The 16300-nt window shown below is 68.7% G+C and carries 16 protein-coding genes; 9 read left to right on the top strand and 7 right to left on the bottom strand.

Annotation, left to right across the window (positions count from 1 at the left end; translation table 11 throughout):
* Nucleotides 1–88 precede the first annotated feature (88 nt).
* Nucleotides 89–661 (top strand): AMIN-like domain-containing (lipo)protein, encoded by a 573-nt coding sequence (locus ACYVIO_RS30280; RefSeq protein ID WP_460654325.1) that lies wholly within the window; start codon nucleotides 89–91, stop codon nucleotides 659–661.
* A 104-nt stretch (nucleotides 662–765) separates the two neighbouring features.
* Nucleotides 766–1728, top strand: coding sequence for a GNAT family N-acetyltransferase (locus tag ACYVIO_RS30275; RefSeq protein WP_460654324.1), 963 nt, complete (start codon nucleotides 766–768; stop codon nucleotides 1726–1728).
* Here ACYVIO_RS30275 and ACYVIO_RS30270 read toward each other — a convergent pair.
* Both ACYVIO_RS30270 and ACYVIO_RS30265 read right to left on the bottom strand, forming a co-directional pair.
* On the bottom strand, nucleotides 1721–2251 hold the full coding sequence (locus ACYVIO_RS30270) for a dihydrofolate reductase family protein (RefSeq protein ID WP_460654323.1): 531 nt from the start codon (nucleotides 2249–2251) through the stop codon (nucleotides 1721–1723). The genes ACYVIO_RS30275 and ACYVIO_RS30270 overlap by 8 nt on opposite strands.
* Nucleotides 2252–2315: 64 nt before the next feature.
* Nucleotides 2316–3743 carry a polysaccharide lyase 6 family protein gene (locus tag ACYVIO_RS30265; RefSeq protein WP_460654322.1) on the bottom strand — a complete coding sequence of 476 codons (1428 nt, stop codon included), beginning with the start codon at nucleotides 3741–3743 and terminating at the stop codon, nucleotides 2316–2318.
* Nucleotides 3744–4030: 287 nt separating this feature from the next.
* On the opposite strand from ACYVIO_RS30265, the gene ACYVIO_RS30260 reads away from it, so the two are divergent.
* From ACYVIO_RS30260 to ACYVIO_RS30250, 3 genes are all read left to right on the top strand, one after another.
* Complete coding sequence (locus ACYVIO_RS30260) at nucleotides 4031–4819, top strand: SAM-dependent methyltransferase (protein ID WP_460654321.1); 789 nt, start codon at nucleotides 4031–4033, stop codon at nucleotides 4817–4819.
* Nucleotides 4820–5059: 240 nt separating this feature from the next.
* Nucleotides 5060–8722, top strand: coding sequence for a CARDB domain-containing protein (locus ACYVIO_RS30255; protein WP_460654320.1), 3663 nt, complete (start codon nucleotides 5060–5062; stop codon nucleotides 8720–8722).
* An 80-nt stretch (nucleotides 8723–8802) separates the two neighbouring features.
* On the top strand, nucleotides 8803–10230 hold the full coding sequence (locus tag ACYVIO_RS30250) for an AAA family ATPase (RefSeq protein ID WP_460654319.1): 1428 nt from the start codon (nucleotides 8803–8805) through the stop codon (nucleotides 10228–10230).
* On the opposite strand, the gene ACYVIO_RS30245 is transcribed toward ACYVIO_RS30250, so the two are convergent.
* Nucleotides 10227–10910, bottom strand: a complete 684-nt coding sequence (locus ACYVIO_RS30245; protein WP_460654318.1) for a GAF and ANTAR domain-containing protein — start codon at nucleotides 10908–10910, stop codon at nucleotides 10227–10229. The genes ACYVIO_RS30250 and ACYVIO_RS30245 overlap by 4 nt on opposite strands.
* Entirely contained in the window at nucleotides 10907–11935 is a 1029-nt protein-coding gene (locus ACYVIO_RS30240) for a GlxA family transcriptional regulator (protein WP_460654317.1), read from the bottom strand. Before ACYVIO_RS30240 ends, ACYVIO_RS30245 begins: the two co-directional genes overlap by 4 nt.
* A gap of 141 nt (nucleotides 11936–12076) precedes the next feature.
* On the opposite strand from ACYVIO_RS30240, the gene ACYVIO_RS30235 reads away from it, so the two are divergent.
* The 3 genes from ACYVIO_RS30235 to ACYVIO_RS30225 are packed head-to-tail and all read left to right on the top strand — an operon-like array spanning nucleotide 12077 to nucleotide 13880.
* Nucleotides 12077–12610: a hypothetical protein gene (locus ACYVIO_RS30235; protein ID WP_460654316.1), complete on the top strand. Its 534-nt coding sequence runs from the start codon at nucleotides 12077–12079 to the stop codon at nucleotides 12608–12610.
* Nucleotides 12611–12612: 2 nt separating this feature from the next.
* Nucleotides 12613–12873: a DUF3817 domain-containing protein gene (locus ACYVIO_RS30230; RefSeq protein WP_460654315.1), complete on the top strand. Its 261-nt coding sequence runs from the start codon at nucleotides 12613–12615 to the stop codon at nucleotides 12871–12873.
* 56 nt (nucleotides 12874–12929) lie between these two features.
* A complete protein-coding gene (locus ACYVIO_RS30225) occupies nucleotides 12930–13880 on the top strand; it encodes a quinone oxidoreductase family protein (RefSeq protein WP_460654314.1) in 951 nt (316 codons plus the stop codon).
* Nucleotides 13881–13893: 13 nt separating this feature from the next.
* On the opposite strand, the gene ACYVIO_RS30220 is transcribed toward ACYVIO_RS30225, so the two are convergent.
* The 3 genes from ACYVIO_RS30220 to ACYVIO_RS30210 all read right to left on the bottom strand — a co-directional run bounded on the left by ACYVIO_RS30220 (nucleotide 13894) and on the right by ACYVIO_RS30210 (nucleotide 15900).
* Nucleotides 13894–14631, bottom strand: coding sequence for an LmeA family phospholipid-binding protein (locus ACYVIO_RS30220; protein WP_460654313.1), 738 nt, complete (start codon nucleotides 14629–14631; stop codon nucleotides 13894–13896).
* A 94-nt stretch (nucleotides 14632–14725) separates the two neighbouring features.
* Nucleotides 14726–15205 carry a DUF1707 SHOCT-like domain-containing protein gene (locus ACYVIO_RS30215; RefSeq protein WP_460654312.1) on the bottom strand — a complete coding sequence of 160 codons (480 nt, stop codon included), beginning with the start codon at nucleotides 15203–15205 and terminating at the stop codon, nucleotides 14726–14728.
* 2 nt (nucleotides 15206–15207) lie between these two features.
* On the bottom strand, nucleotides 15208–15900 hold the full coding sequence (locus ACYVIO_RS30210; RefSeq protein ID WP_460654311.1) for a PadR family transcriptional regulator: 693 nt from the start codon (nucleotides 15898–15900) through the stop codon (nucleotides 15208–15210).
* Nucleotides 15901–16053: 153 nt separating this feature from the next.
* On the opposite strand from ACYVIO_RS30210, the gene ACYVIO_RS30205 reads away from it, so the two are divergent.
* Nucleotides 16054–16230: a hypothetical protein gene (locus tag ACYVIO_RS30205; RefSeq protein ID WP_460654310.1), complete on the top strand. Its 177-nt coding sequence runs from the start codon at nucleotides 16054–16056 to the stop codon at nucleotides 16228–16230.
* Nucleotides 16231–16300: the final 70 nt, after the last annotated feature.

Genomic DNA, 16300 nt, shown 5'->3' with positions numbered 1-16300 from the left:
GTCGTGTGCACCTGAAGTCATCGCTCCGTTCGGTCAACTTCGGTGTCGACGGAAGCATCTAACAGGTGTCTCAAAGGGGGGACACATCATGAGTGGTATCCGCATCAACCGTCCGTCCATCCGCACCCTCGTCGCGATCGTGGCCGTGGCCGCAGTTCCGGTGGGAGCGGTCAGTGTGCCGGCGCTCGCTGCCGGGTCGACCGCCTGCGCCACCGCCTGGGGATCCTTGCCTGAGGCAAGCAACGTGCGCGGGACCGGCACCCTGACGAACGTCCGGACCGGCCGGCAGGACTGCTACGACCGCGTCGTCTTCGACGTCAAGGGCGCACCGTCGTGGTTCCGCGTGCAGTACGTGGACAACGTCTACACCGTCGGCGAAGGCGCGCTGGTGCCGCTGCGCGGCGGCGCCAAGCTGCAGATCGTGCTCTCGGTCCCGTCGTACGACGACGACGGCCACAGCACGTACAACCCGGCGAACCCCAAGGAACTGTCCAACGTGACCGGCTACCGGACCTTCCGGCAGCTCGCGACCGCAGGCAGCTTCGAAGGTGAGACGACCATCGGGGTCGGCGTCCGCGCCCGCCTTCCGTTCCGCGTCTTCACCCTGGCCGGCCCCGGCGCGACCAACCGCATCGTCGTCGACGTCGCCCACACCTGGTAGAAGGCAACTTCGGTGCCCCCCGATGCATCTAGCAAGTGTCCTAAGGGGGACATCGTGAATCTCGTTCACACCAACAGTCCAGCCGACCTCCGTCTACCGACTTCATGACGACTCTCACCGCACTACCGGACGGTTGCACCGTTCGCTCGCCGGAACCTGGGGATGCCGAAGCGCTGTTCGAGATGCGGGCGGCGTACACCACGGAGTTGATCGGCTGTCGCGACGAGACGATGACCGAGGTGGCCGAGGAGATCGTCGAACCAGGCTTCGACCGCCGCACGGACGGGTTTCTCGTCGTGGGCGTTGAGAACCGGCCGGTGGGCTACGGGACCGCGTTCGGGAAGGGCGATCGCCAGGTCGTCGGCATCGAGGTGCGGTCCCGCGCACCTGAGGTCGCGACCTGGCTCCTCGAGCGGACGCTGCACCGTGCCCGGGAGATGGGGCGCGAGTGCGGCCATGCCGAGATCACCGTCGACACCGACATCTACCGCGCCGACGAGGCGCAGCGGGTGATGCTGGCCGAGCAGGGCTTCACGGTCGGTACGACGTACCACCAGATGCAGATCGATCACAGCGGACCGGTCGCGATGCCGAAGGCGCCGCCGGGGGTCGTGGTCCGGCGCGGTGCTTTGGACGACGCCGCCCGGTGGACCGCGCACGAGGTCATCCTCGCGTGCTTCCGCGACCAGTTCGGCTTCGTCCCGCGGCCGCACGAGGAGTGGGTCGAGTACCGCAGTTCGTCGGCGACGTTCGACTGGTCACAGATGACGTTGCTCGAAATCGACGGGCAGGCGGTGGCGCTGCGCGAGTGCACCGACGGGCACGTCGAGACCGACGACTGTGGGTACGTCGCGATGCTGTGTGTGCTCGAGGAGTTCCGTGGCCGTGGGCTGGCGAAGTTCCTGCTGCAGGAAGCGTTCGCGCTCGATGCTGCGGCGGGGCGGTCCGGCACGATTCTCAACGTCGACACCAACAACCCGACGCGTGCCCTCGGGCTCTACCAGTCGGTGGGGATGGAATCGACGCTCGTCTCCGAGGGCTGGCGGCGCGTCGTAGCGGTCAGCTGAGGACCTTGAACCAGAGGTTGTTCGCCTGCGGGACGGCACTGTGGTGGATGCGTTCGAGCTGAATCGTCCTGCCGCGGAACAGGGGAGTGCCGTCGCCGAGGAGGACGGGGACGACGATGGTGAGGATCTCGTCCAGGCGGCCGGCCTCGAGCACCTGACGGGCGATGTCGGCGCCCATGACGTTGACGTACTTGTCGCCGGCGGCGGCCTCGGCGGCGTCGAGACCGGTCAGGACGTCGGGGACGAAGAAGACCTCACCGTCAGAAGTGCCCGGGTGGTGCGTGACGACGTACTGCGGGCCGTCCCAGCCACCGCCGAAGGCCTTGCCGGCGCCGTCGTCGTTCTTGTGCGGGTCGTCACCGCCGTACGTCGTGCTGCCGACCAGCAGGGCTCCGATGTCTCCGAGCAGCTCACCGACCAGCGGGTTCGGGCCCAGGTGGTCGGTGAGCCAGGACATGTCGCCGCCGGGGCCGGCGATGAAACCGTCGAGCGACATCGAGACGGAGTAGAGGGTCTTGGCCATAGGGAGTTCCTTCCGGGTTGTCCTGTCGGTTGTTGAGACGAGCCAACCCGGAGAAACTCATCGGTCAGGGTGCGGACGGGCCCACATCGGCCGTCGTGAGCGGGCGATTGACCGGTACGGCGGTGCTGTACTCGTCGGCGCCGACGTCGGCCTTGCCCGAGCGCGGGTGACCGTCGAGGTCGCGGGTCACCGACGGGTAGGACCGGCTGGCCGCGTTGATCGCCGGGCTGCCCGCGGTCAGCCGCCGTACGCCGGACGTCGTGAGCTTGGGGTCGACCCGACGGAAGCCGCTCGCCGGGATGTTGCCGTTGCCGGCCGCGCCCCAGAGCAGGTTGCCCGACCAGGTGATGCCTTGCTGGTACGGCATCGCGACGAGGTCCCCGGCGTCACCCACCAGGAGGTTGTCCGAGATCGTGCAGCCCAACGGCGGCAGGGTGCGCTGGCTCTCGCCGCTGATCGCCGAGCCGGACGACAGCACCGTGTTCAGCGCGATCGTCACCCGGTCCGGTGCGTCGTTGCCGCGCCGGCTCTCCGGTGAGTCGGAGGCCAGGTGGTCGCGCACCGAACCGCTGCCCAGCACGATCCCCGCGCCGGCCACCCGCTCGACGTAGTTGTTCACGATCAGGTGGTCGTTGCCGTAGATTCGGATTCCGTTGCTTCCGGCAAGGATGAAGTTGCCCTCGACCCGCGTTCGGTTGCCGTGCCGCAGCACGATCCCGCCCAGGCTGTTGCGAATCGTGTTGTCCCGGATCGTGTTCCCGCTGGACTTGACCGAGATCGCCTCCGGGTCGCCGTTCGCCCGCTCGAACAGGTTCTGCTCGATCAGCGCGCCGGCGTCGGCCAGCGACCGGCCGCTGAGGCCGAGCCGGATCGGCTCGCCGCCGTTGTCGCCGGTGAAGGTGTGGTCGGAGAAGTAGTTCCGCAGGATGTGCAGCCCGCGGGCCATCCCGTCGCCGCTCGGTCCCTCGACGCCGACGAACACGCCGAGCGTCGCCTTGCCGTGGAAGTGGTTCCGGTCGAGCTTGGTGAAGTCGGCCTTGACCAGCAGCCAGTTCAGCCCGTCCGAGTCGGTCAGCTGGACGTCGTTCCGGGTCAGCCGCAGGTGGTGGCAGCTCAGCGGCAGCTCGAGCGTCGCGCGCTGCTTGAAGACGAACCCGTTCACGGTCACGTACGACGAGTCGGCGAAGGTGAAGCCGCGCTGGCCGGTCAGCACCGCCTTGCCGCGGTGCTCGGCCGCGATGGTGATCGGCGCCTCCGCCGTACCGCGTCGGCCGTTGACGGCGAGCGGGCGATCGGCCGGTACGTCGTACGTCCCGTCGGCGAGCGTGATGAACGCGCCCGGCCCGGCCGAGGCGATCTGGCTGCGGAGCTCGTCGAGCGTGCGGGCTCGGGTCGCACGTGCTCGGGTCGTCGTCGAGCTGCGGGCCGGTGCTGCGGTGAGACCCGCGACGGCCAGTGCGGCGGTCGAGGTCAGGAAGGTACGGCGGTGCATGGGCGGTCCTCCGGTACGTCGGGGCGGTTCCCGGAACCGTGTTCCACGGCCCGGGTGGCGCTCAGTCTGAGGTCCGCGACGGTGACTGGCAAGCGCTTGCCGAGTCCAGGGCCGGGGAATTCTGTGCACCGGAACGATCACGTCTCGCCGTTCCGTGGGGCAGGAGGATGTAGGCAACTATCGACCTGCGATAACCTCGCCGACAATCCGGGTTTTCGGATCCTTCGGCGCGGGTGGGGTGGACGCGAGTGGTGGTGGATGGCAGCGGACGCTCCTTCCTGCCGGACGTGGACACAAGCCGCCCGAACGCGGCCCGGGTCTACGACCTGCTGCTCGGCGGCAAGAACAGCTTCGAGGTCGACCGGCAGATGTACGCCGAGCTGCTGAAGGTCGCCCCCGAGATCCCGAACCTGGTGCGCGAGAACCGTCGCTGGCTGGGCCGGATGATCGAGACGATGGTCCGCGAGGGCGGCGTCGACCAGTTCCTCGACCTCGGCTGCGGGCTGCCGACCACGGACAACACCCACGAGATCGTCCAGCGGCTGAACCCGCGGGCGACCGTCGTGTACGTCGACAACGACCCGACCGTCGTCACGCACGGGCTCGCCCTGCTGGCCGACGACCGCACGGTCCACTTCGTCGACGCCGACCTGACCGACCCGGCCGCCGTACTGGCTGATCCGCTGGTCACGAAGGTGCTCGACCTGAGCCGCCCCGTCGGCGTACTGCAGGGCCTGGTGCTGCACCACATCCCCGGGCAGAAGCGCGCCCGGCAGGCGGTCGACGGGTACTTGTCGGCGATGGTGTCGGGGTCCTACCTCGCGATGACGCACCCGATCAATCCCCGCGACGGCGGTCGGCTCGCGCAGTTCGCTACGGCCGTCGAGGACGCCTTACGACCGGCGGTCCAGCCGATGCAATTCCGTACGCCGGCCGAGGTCGCCGAACTGGTCGAGGGCCTGGAGTTGCTCCCGCCCGGCCTGACCACGATCGCCGACTCCTGCCCCACGGGCGACCAGTCCGCCAAACCCACCGGCGTCACCCGCCTGGTCCTGGCAGTACTCGCCCGCAAGTAGTTCAGGACCCGCCAGCAAGTAGTCGCCCCTCGAGGCGCACATCACCAAACCCCTCCACCACCCCAGTCGGGGCTTTCCTTCCCTTGCACTCCCCACATCACCTGACGTCAACGAGTTACGAACCGTTGACGAACAGGCACGGCGCCTGCAAGCTTTGGCTACTACGGCGCAAGAAGTTAGCAACACAGCGCAAGTTACGTAGCTCAGACTGCAGTTCCCCGCCCAGACCTGAGGACGTCCATGAAACGGAGCCAGCCCCGCAGGCGGCTGATCAGCGGTCTGCTCTCCGCAGCCCTGATCCTCGCCGGTGCCACACCGGCCATCGCCTCCGCGACCGTCACTGCCCCGACCGCCCAGACCGCCCCGAACGCAGCCGCCGCCCCCGCGGCTGTGCTCCCGAAGACCCTGTCCGCGAGCAGCCAACTGGGGGAGTACCCGGCGAGCAACACCGGCGACGGCAACCAGAACTCGTACTGGGAGAGCAACAACAGCCAGTTCCCGCAGTGGCTGCGGGCCGATCTCGGCGCGACCAAGAGCGTCGACCGGGTCGTGCTCAAGCTCCCGGCGTCCTGGGGTGCGCGCACCCAGACGCTGTCCGTCCAGGGCAGCACCAACGGCACGTCGTACAGCGACATCGTCACCAGCACCGGCTACAGCTTCGCGCCTGCCAATGCGAACACCGTGACGATCACCTTCCCGGCGACCAGCGTCCGGTACGTCCGGCTGAACATCACCGCGAACACGGGCTGGCCGGCCGGTCAGCTGTCCGAGTTCGAGGTGCACGGGCCGGACACCGGCGGCGACACCCAGGCGCCGACCGCGCCCGGCAACCTGAGCCTGACCGAGCCCGCGAGCGGCCAGATCCGGCTCGCCTGGTCGGCCGCGACGGACAACGTCGGGGTCACCGGGTACGTCGTCTACCGCAACAACACCGCCGTCACCACGGTCGCGGGCAACGTCCTCACCTACACCGACAACCAGCCGTCCTCCGCGACGGTCGAGTACTACGTCCACGCGAAGGATGCCGCAGGCAACGAGTCCGGTGACAGCAACCGGGTCCGGCGGGCCGGCCAGGGCGGCGGCACGAACCTCGCCACCGGAAAGCCGATCGAGGCCTCGTCGACGATCCACAGCTTCGTCGCGGCCAACGCCAACGACAACAACCTGGCGACGTACTGGGAGTCCAACGGCTTCCCGGCCACGCTGACCGTCAAGCTCGGCTCGAACGCCGACGTCAGCTCGGTCGTCGTCAAGCTCAACCCGGACCAGGCCTGGGGCGCACGCACGCAGAACTTCGAGGTGCTCGGCCGCGAGCAGAACGCGACTGCCTTCACCTCGCTGGCCGGCCGTGCGGACCGCGTCTTCAACCCGTCCGCGCAGAACACCGTCGAGATCCCGGTCAGCGGCCGGATCGCCGACCTGCGACTGCAGTTCTTCAGCAACACCGGCGCACCCGGCGGCCAGGTCGCCGAGCTCCAGGTGATCGGTACGGCGGCTCCGAACCCGGACCTCGTCGTCAACGCGCTGTCCTGGACGCCGGCCTCACCGAGTGAGACCAGCCCGATCACGCTGTCCGGCACGGTGCAGAACATCGGCTCGGCCGCGGCCCCCGCGACCACGGTCAACTTCACCCTCGGCGGCACGGTCGTCGGCAGCTCCCCGGTCGGTGCACTCGCCGCCGGAGCCTCGACCACGGTCACCTTCAACGCCGGCACCCGAGCACAGGGCTCGTACGCCGTCGGCGCGGTCGTCGACCCGACCAACACGGTCGTCGAGCAGAACAACGACAACAACGCCTTCACGGCTCCGACGCAACTGGTGATTGCGCAGGCGCCCGGCCCGGACCTCTTGGTCACCGGCGTGACGACCAACCCGGCCAACCCCGCGGTCGGTCAGGCGGTCAGCTTTACCGTTGCCGTCAACAACCGTGGGACGTCGGCCTCCGCTGCTTCGGTGACTCGTGTGGTCGTCGGCGGTACGACGCTCAACGGCACAACGGCTGCGGTTGCGGCCGGTGCCACCAGCAACGTCGCGATCAGCGGCACCTGGACGGCGACCAACGGCGGGGCAACGATCACCGCCACGGCCGACGCGACCGGAGTCGTTGCCGAGACCAACGAGACGAACAACGCGTTCGCCCGGGCGATCGTGGTCGGCCGCGGCGCCGCCGTACCGTACACGTCGTACGAGGCGGAAGCGGCGAGCTACACCGGACAGCTGCTCGTCGCCGACTCGCTGCGGACCTTCGGTCACACGAACTTCGCGACCGAGTCGTCGGGGCGCAGCTCGGTGCGGCTGAACACCCAGGGCCAGTTCGTCGAGTTCACCTCGACCAACCAGTCGAACTCGATCGTGGTCCGCAACTCGATCCCGGACTCCGCCAACGGACAGGGGCTTGAGGCAACGATCAGCCTGTACGTGAACGGCACGTTCAGCCGCAAGCTGACGCTGTCGTCGCGGCACAGCTGGCTGTACGGCGCCACCGACCAGCCCGAGGGGCTCACGAACACGCCGGGTGGTGACGCCCGCCGGCTGTTCGACGAGTCGAGCGCGCTGCTCGGTACGTCGTACCCGGCGGGAACGAAGTTCAAGCTGCAGCGCGACGCCGGCGACAGCGCGTCGTTCTACATCATCGACACGATCGACCTCGAGCAGGTCGCTCCGGCCGCGAGCCAGCCCGCGGGCTGTACCTCGATCACGCAGTACGGCGCGATCGCGAACGACGGGATCGACGACGCCGACGCGATCCAGCGGGCCGTCACCGACGACCAGAACGGCGTGATCTCTTGCGTCTGGATCCCGGCCGGCCAGTGGCGGCAGGAGAAGAAGATCCTCACCGACGACCCGCTGAACCGGGGTCAGTACAACCAGGTCGGGATCAGCAACGTCACCATCCGCGGCGCCGGGATGTGGCACTCGCAGCTGTACTCGACGATCGAGCCGCAGAACGCGGGCGGCATCAACCACCCGCACGAGGGCAACTTCGGGTTCGACATCGACAAGAACACGCAGATCTCGGACATCGCGATCTTCGGGTCGGGCCGGATTCGCGGCGGTGACGGCAACGCCGAGGGTGGCGTCGGTCTGAACGGCCGGTTCGGTGTCGGGACCAAGATCACCAACGTGTGGATCGAGCACGCCAACGTCGGGGTCTGGGTCGGTCGCGACTACGACAACATCCAGGAGCTGTGGGGCCCGGCTGACGGGCTCGAGTTCAGCGGCATGCGGATCCGGAACACCTACGCCGACGGGATCAACTTCAGCAACGGCACCCGGAACTCGAAGGTGTTCAACTCGTCGTTCCGCACCACCGGCGACGACGCGCTCGCGGTCTGGGCGAACAAGTACGTCAAGGACACGTCGGTCGACATCGGTCACACCAACTCGTTCACCAACAACACCGTCCAGCTGCCCTGGCGCGCCAACGGCATCGCGATCTACGGCGGGTACGACAACAAGATCGAGAACAACCTGATCTACGACACGATGAACTACCCGGGCATCATGCTGGCCACCGACCACGACCCGCTGCCGTTCTCGGGTCAGACGTTGATCGCCAACAACGGTCTCTACCGCTGCGGCGGCGTGTTCTGGAACGAGGACCAGGAGTTCGGCGCGATCACGCTGTTCCCGCAGAACCTCCCGATCCCCGGCGTCACCATCCGCGACACCGAGATCCTCGACTCCACCTACGACGGCATCCAGTTCAAGACCGGCGGCGGCCTGCTGGCGAACGTCGCCATCACCAACGTCCGGATCGACAAGTCCAACAACGGCTCCGGAATCCTCGCCATGGGCGGCGTCCGAGGAAACGCCACCCTGACCAACACCACCATCACCAACTCCCGAGACGGCAACGTCCTGATCGAACCAGGCTCACAGTTCACCATCGCGGGCCAGTAGATCCTTCGTGAACCCCGGGCCCGGCGCCACAGCGCCGGGCCCGGGTTGCCGTACGCCGAGCTTGCCGTCAGTCTCTTCCGGTGAACCAGCGCGCGAAGATCCTCGACCAGTTGGAACGGCAAGAGGTCGACCGCGTCGACCGGATCACGGTGATCGACTCCCCGGTGCTCGCGGCCCAGGAGATTGCCCTGGACCGCCTCACGCTCGTGACCGGAGTCCACGGCGCCGGCAAGTCCTACCTGCTCCGGATCCTGAACGAGATCCTGCCGAAGCAGAACGCGACACCGCTCGGGCCGCCGTTCCGCCGGAGCAGCTACGAGCACGACGGCATGATGGACGGGCGCTACCTGATCCACCTCCACGCAGCCGACGGTGCAACTGTTCAGCGACCGTCGGATCTGTCGTCGATGTCCGACGACACCGCGGACCTGATGGCCAGCCGGTACCTGGATCCGGCGTCAGCCTTCTGGGACTACTCCACGCACTTCCAGGAGCTGCCGTACCTGCCGGCGGACAGGGAGCGCTTAGGCCCCGGCGGTTCACTGACGGCCGCCGAGCTGAAGACCCTGCGAGCGATCCTCGGCAGGTTGTACGAGTCGTTCGAGTGGCGGGAGTTCAACCCCGGCAGGTCACCGGTGCCGATCTTCGAGGCGGAGGTCGATGGGCGGACGATCGGCAACGCGACGATGAGCAGCGGTGAGCTCTGGGTGCACTGGATCCTTTGGGCGTTCCGCGTGACACCTGCTCCGGCGGTGATGCTGGTGGATGAGCCCGAGGCGTTCCTCTCCCCACCCGGTCAGGCCGCGCTCTACCACGAGCTGGCGCGCCTGACGCTGGCGAACGGGCTGCAGACGATCATCGCCACGCACTCGACCACGATCATCCGCGAAGCCCCACCGGCGACGATCCGTCTACTCGTTCCAGGCGCCGACGGCGCGCGAGTGCTGACGCCGGACTCGCCGACCGAGGCGCTGAGCCTGCTCGGGCACGAGGTGGGGATCTCCGCGGTGGTCGTCGTGGAGGACGCCGTGGCCGCGGCCGTCGTACGGGAGGTGCTGGCGAGCTTCGCGCCGGACGTCGCGGCCCGGACCGAGGTGATCGCGGCCGGGGGAGAAGGAGAGGCGAAGAAGCTGGGCCGAGCCTTCCAGGCATCGGATCGCCTGCGGATGTGCGTCGTACTGGATGGCGACCAGCGGGATGCGGTCCGGAAAGGCGACGCGCGGATGCCGGTGGTCTTCCTGCCCGGCGATGCACCGGAGCCGGAGCTCTTCGCACCGGTTCACGCCGATCCGGAGCTGCTGGCAGCGCGTGCCGGACGTACCGGTACGGCGGTTCGGCTGGCGCTGGACTCGTGCCGGTTCGAGGACCACCACCGGTGGTTCGCGGTGGTGGCCGGAAAGCTGCGGATCGACGAGCCGGTGCTGGTGGATCACGTGGTGAGGATCTGGTGCGGGACCGCGCAGGCCGGCGTACTAGCCGGTGAGATTCGTTCGGCGGTGGGGTTTTAGCTGCCGGTGCGTTGGTCGAGTTCTTTGACGAGTTCTTCGGAGACGCGGCGGAGTTTGATGTTGTGGTCCTGGGAGAGGCGCGTGAGGAAGGCGAAGGCGCGTTCGTCGTTCAGTTGGTAGCGCTCCATCACGATGCCGACGGCCTGGCCGATGGTGCCGCGGGTGTGGATGGCCTGCTGGAGGTCGTCGATCTCCTGGGCGTAGGCGATCGCGGTCGCGGCCTGGTGGGTGAACAGGGCGCTGACCGTCGCGAAGTCCTCGAAGGCGCCGACCTCGGTGGCGTACAGGTTGAGCGCGCCTTGGGACTTGGGGGCGTCGAAGAGTCTGAGGCCCGCCTGCGACTTGATTCCCGCGGCCACGGCGACCGTGGCGTAGCGCGGGAAGCGGCTGTCGCGGGCGAGGTCGGGGGAGATGACGTGCACGGCGTCGACGGCCGCGTAGTAGCAAGGCCCTTCGCGGAACTCGTACTGGGCGGCATCGAGCGGCAGCAGCCGCTGGTCGGTCGGGGCGCTGGTCCCGAGCGTGCCGTCGCTGTGCAGCACGGTGATGCTCGCGTACTCGACCCCGGGGATCATCTCGACCGCCGCGTGCGTGATCTGGCTCAGCGTGTGGTCGAGATCGCCGGGCGTGAGCGCACGACGCAGCAACTGAGCGGTTTCGATCAAACGCGTGTCGTTCATGGTCTCGCGGTACCCAGAGCGGGCGTTGGCGAACCGGCGCCGGTACGGCGTACTGCCGCATCGGTTGGCCGGGGGGTCGCGTCGGACTGGCGGAATGCCGCTCGGTAGGCGTGGGGATTGGTGCCGACGACACGCTTGAAGCGTTCGCGGAAGGCGGTGGGGGAGCCGAAGCCGACGCGGCCGGCGATGCGGTCGACCGGCTGGCTGGTCGCCTCGAGCAGCGACTGCGCGCGGCGGATCCTCGTGCGCAGCAGCCATTGCAGGGGAGTGGTCCCGGTCTGTTCGCGGAAGCGGCGGTTCAGGGTGCGGGTGCTCATACGGGCCTGCGCGGCGATCTCGTCCAGGCTGAGATCCCGCGCGCAGTGCTCCTCCATCCAGCGCAGCAGCGGTTCGAACTCGGAGCCGCGGGGAGTCGGCGGCTGGTCGTGCACGATGAACTGCGCCTGACCGCCTTCCCGTTCCAGCGGCATCACCGCCGTACGGGCCGCGTCGGCGGCGACTGCGGAGCCGTAGTCCCGGCGTACGACGTGCAGGCAGAGGTCCAGCCCCGCGGCCGCGCCGGCTGACGTGAGGAACTGGCCGTTGTCGACGTACAGGACGTTCGGGTCGACCTCGATCGCCGGGTAGCGCTCGGAGAGCAGATCGGCGGCGAACCAGTGCGTCGTCGCGCGTTGCCCGTCGAGCAACCCCGTCGCGGCGAGCACGAACGCGCCGACGCAGATCGACGCGATCCGCGTCCCCTGCGCCGCCGCCGCGCGGAGCGCGTCGACCACCGGCGCGGGGATCGCGCGATCGAGGTCGCGGCAGCCCGGCAGGACGATCGTGTCCGCGTCGGCGAGCGCATCCAGCCCGTACGGCGGTTGCAGCGCGAACACGCCGGCGCTCACCGAGGGCGTCGCGCCGCAGACCTTCACCTCGTACGCCGGGCGCCCGTCGGGCAGCCGCGCCCAGCTGAACACCTCGATCGGCGTCGCCAGATCGAACGGGATCACGTCGTCGAGAGCGAGCACGGCCACGGTGTGCATGGCTGGATCGTAGTTGCCTCACTGATTCCAGCCAACGCCTGGTGTCGACAAATCGCCTCTTGAGCAGGCTGGCCAGAATCCGTTGCTCTCTGGCTGTCCAGCCAGTTCCTCACCGACGGTGATCGCCGCTACCGTCCACCCGTGACCAAGCTGCTGCTCTCGATCCACGTCATCGCGGCGATCCTCGCCATCGGCCCCGTGGCAGTAGCCGCCAGCCGCTTCCCCGCGGCCACCCGCCGCCTGCTCGCGGTCGCCGAGCCATCTGCTTCTGCTTCTGACCCGACGTCTGCAGTTCCACCCGCGGCGATGGATCGAGCGGTGAATGCCGCGCTCGCCGTACACGCCGAACGTGAACTGAGTGAGCTCCGCACCCTGCACAAGATCTGCCGGGTCTACGCCGTCGTCGGCATCGTCGTACCGGCGTTCGGCCTGGCGACCGCTCAGAGCCTCGACGTGCTCGGCGACCCCTGGCTGATCATCTCGATCACCCTCACCGCCATCGCCGCCGCCGTACTCGTCCTGCTCGTGCTCCCCGGCCAGGAACGCGTTCTGACCACGACCCCCGACGAGAAAACTCCCGCCCGCTTGGCGATGCACGCCGGCCTGTTCAACCTGCTCTGGGCCACCGTCACCATCCTGATGATCACCCGCCCCGGCTCGACGACAGGAGTCTGACCATGAACCCGCTCCGAGCGGCCGCGACTGCCGAGGTCGTCTCCCTGGTGATCCTCTTCACCAACCTCTTCACCGTCCACCGGCCCGAGGTGTCCTCCCTCATCGGCCCGATCCACGGTTGCTGCTACCTGCTCGTCATCATCCTCACCGCCCGCTCGGCGCAGGCCACCACGAACACCAAGCTCCTGGCCCTGATCCCCGCCATCGGCGGCCTGCTCGTCCTCCGCCGCCTCAATTCGGTTGCCTCAAGCAACAACCTGTAGGCGTCCACCAAGTGGGATCTCCGCTGCTCGTCGCGCAACCCGCCTAGCGTGAAGGCATGCGAGCGATCCAGGTCACCAGGTTCGGCGGTCCCGAAGTCCTTGTCCCCACGGAGCTGCCGACACCAGCCGCAGGGCCCGGCGAGGTGCTGGTCGAGGTGAGCGCCGCCGGCGTCAACTTCGCCGACACCCATCGCGCCGACGGCTCCTACAAGGGCGGAGCGAAGCTCCCGCTAGTCCCCGGCGTCGAGGTGGTCGGTCGTACGCCGGACGGCCGGCGCGTACTCGCACCGGTCTTCGCAGGCGGCGGATACGCCGAGTACGTCGCCGTACCGGCAGACCGGGCGGTCGACGTACCAGCCGAGCTCGGCGACGGCCCGGCGCTCGCGCTGCTCGTCCAGGGGCTGACGGCCTGGCACCTGCTGCGTAGCAGCGCCCGGATGAGTCCGGGGGAGTCCGTCGTCGTCAACGCCGCTGCTGGTGGAGTGGGCACGCTGGCGATCCAGCTGGCCCAGCACTTCGGGGCGGGTCGAGTGATCGCCGTCGCGTCGACTCCGGCGAAGCGTGAGCTGGCGTTGAAGCTAGGAGCGGACGTAGCCGTCGACAGCGAGCCCGAGGGGTACGCCGACCGAGTGCGGACCGCCAACGACGGTCGGCCCGTCGACATCGTGCTCGACTCGACAGGTGGGCCGACGTTCACCGCAGCGCTGCAGGCGCTCGGCGGGTTCGGCCGGCTGGTCAGCTACGGCACAGCTGCTCGTGCCGGGCGTCCACTGGTCGACCCAGCCGAGCTGTCCGACAGGAACCTGGCAGTCGCCGGCTTCTGGCTCGTACCGGCGATCGCCGACGCTGCGGCGTACAGGGAGCCGCTGCTCGAGCTGATGGGCCTGGCGGCGACAGGTCGGCTGAGCCCGCTAGTGGGCGCCGAGTCCCCGCTGGCCGAGGCGCGGCGTGCTCACGAGGACCTGCTGGCACGCCGTACGACAGGCAAGCTCGTACTGCGCCCGTAGGGGCTCCAGCGCGTTAGGAGCCCGAGAGCTTCACATCAGTCGCCGTAGCGGTGACCAGCAACGACTGACCCTGAACATCAGCCCCGGTCACCCGCGCCCCGAACGGCAGATCCGGGATCCGCACCCCGCGCGCGAGCAGCGCGGTGATCACCGTCCGAACCTGCGACGGCACCCCGTCCGGCAGGTTCTCGACGATCAACCCGATCCGCCCGTTGCGCACCTCGGGCCGCACGGTCGCGGTCGCGTCGAACCCGCGCACGGTGAGCTTCGCCTGCAGCTTCTCGCCGACCGCCGACAGGTTCAGCCCCTCGATCCCGCTCGCGGCCGACGTCAGCTTGGTCAACGCGGCCGGCGACATCTTCAGGTGGACGTCGGCCCGGCTCACCGTCACCGTCGCACTCGTGTCGCCGGTGAGCAGCTCGCGGGGGATCTGGATCCCCTTCATCACCATCGTGAGCTCCTCGGCCGACACCTTCGAGACGCTCGGCTGGTCCATCGTCACGGTGATCTCGGAGAACTCGCCCTTCACGAGCTGCGGCAGGAAGCCGAACCCGCCGACCTCCGCCTTCGTGCTCGCCGCGGTCACGTCGTACTGCGCCGCCTCGTTGACCGCCTCGGTCGCCAGCCGCTTCTCGGCCACCGACTCCGCGGCCCGGTCGCCGATCACCAGGATGATCAGCACGATCACCAGAAAGATCAGGAACCCACGTCCCCGGCGGCGCGGCTTCGGACGCTCTTCACGAGTACTCACGGGCGGGAGCCTAGCGACCTTCGGTCGCATCCCGCGCATCGTGCCGACGCTCGCCGTACGACATCGTGTGCCGTACGGCGACCGCCGGACCTGATCAGCGGCGCTGGGTGTGGCGGTGCCGGCGGTGCTGCATCGGGCCGCCGAACAAGGCGATCCAGAAGAACACCCACAGCACCCACGGCGCCGCGAACGAGATGCTCGCGATGACGAGGCCGACCATCAGGAACGGCAGGACGAACAGGAACGCCGGCGGGCGGCCCTGCGCCACCCAGGACGGCGGCCTGCCGCGACCGGCGGCCCACGCGGGCTGCCGCCCGGCGACCTGTACCACCGCGGTCTGGTCCGGCAGGTCAGCGAACAGTGGCGCGAGCTCGTCGTCGTACCGGGCCTTGGTCGCCCGCCCGCTGCGCTCCTCGAACTCGTCCTGCGTCAGGCGTCCCGCGACGAAATGATCGCCCAGTGCCGCGACGGCCTGGTCGCGTTCGGCGTCACCGATCCTCAGCGAGCCAACGTGATCCGGCCCGACTCGCTCGGGCCCGATCCGTTCCGGGCCGTGCTGTTCAAGGGAGGACATCATCATCGGTCCTGCTCGTCGTCGCCGAGAATCCCGTACAGCGTGCGCCGCAACTCGATCAACGCCTTGCGCGCCTTGGCCTGCTGCTCCGGAGTCCCGGTCGCGAGCACCTGCCACAACGCCCCGCCGACCTGGCCGAGCAACGGCTTCAGCCCGTTCTCGTCGTCGTCCGCGCCGGCGCTCATCGCCTCCCACGGTGCCGACACCTCGTCGGCGTGCTCCGCGACGTACGCGCGTCCCTCGTCGGTCAGTGAGAACGTGCGCCGCCCGGTCGCCGCGTCGGCCGTCACCAGGCCCTCGTCCTCGAGCTGCTGCAGGGTCGGGTAAATCGAACCAGGGCTGGGTTTCCAGGCCCCGCCACTGCGTTCGGCCACGACCTGGATGATCTGGTAGCCGTTCATCGATTCCTCGGCCAGTACGGCGAGGATCGCGGCCCGTACGTCGCCGCGCCGCGCCTTCGACTGCCGCCAGCCGCGCGGACCCGGCCCGCCGGCCCACGGCGGTCCGCCGAACATCGGGCCCCACATGCCACCGAAGGCCTGGTGGTGCCCGCCGCCGTGCCGCTGCCGGCCGGTCATCGCGGCCAGCAGCTCTTCCTTGATCTCCTCGAACGACGAACAGCCGCGGCCGAACTGTCCCTGCCCGAACTGCCCGCGCCCGAACGGCCAACCCGCCGCGTACGCCGATCCACCCATCTCCGACCACCGTCTCTCTCGCCCAGAGGTTGCTTGCCCAGAGGTTGCGATAGTTCGACGATATATCGCGAACGGTCGCCACCCAAGGGCTGATCGCGAGGTGGTGTGCCAGCGGGTACCGGAGGTGTTCAATGCCTTAGGAGGGATGTGCCGATGACGAATCCCAGCAACCGTTACGAGAACCTGACCCCGACCCGCTTCGAGAAGACCCACAAGGTCACCGACTCCGAGATCAACGAGGCGCTCGAGCACGACGGCACGGTCGAGGACTCCGGCCTGGCCGACCGCGAGGTCCTGCACGACGACGGGACGCCGCCGGCCGACGACTGACGACGTTGAGCGCTCAGTTGAACGCGGTCTGTAGGTTGATGAGTTCATAGCTCGTCCCCAACCCTGAGAC

The organism is Kribbella endophytica (assembly GCF_054781295.1).
The sequence above is the reverse complement of the archived record's forward strand: the minus strand, read 5'-3'. Positions and strand labels throughout refer to the sequence as shown.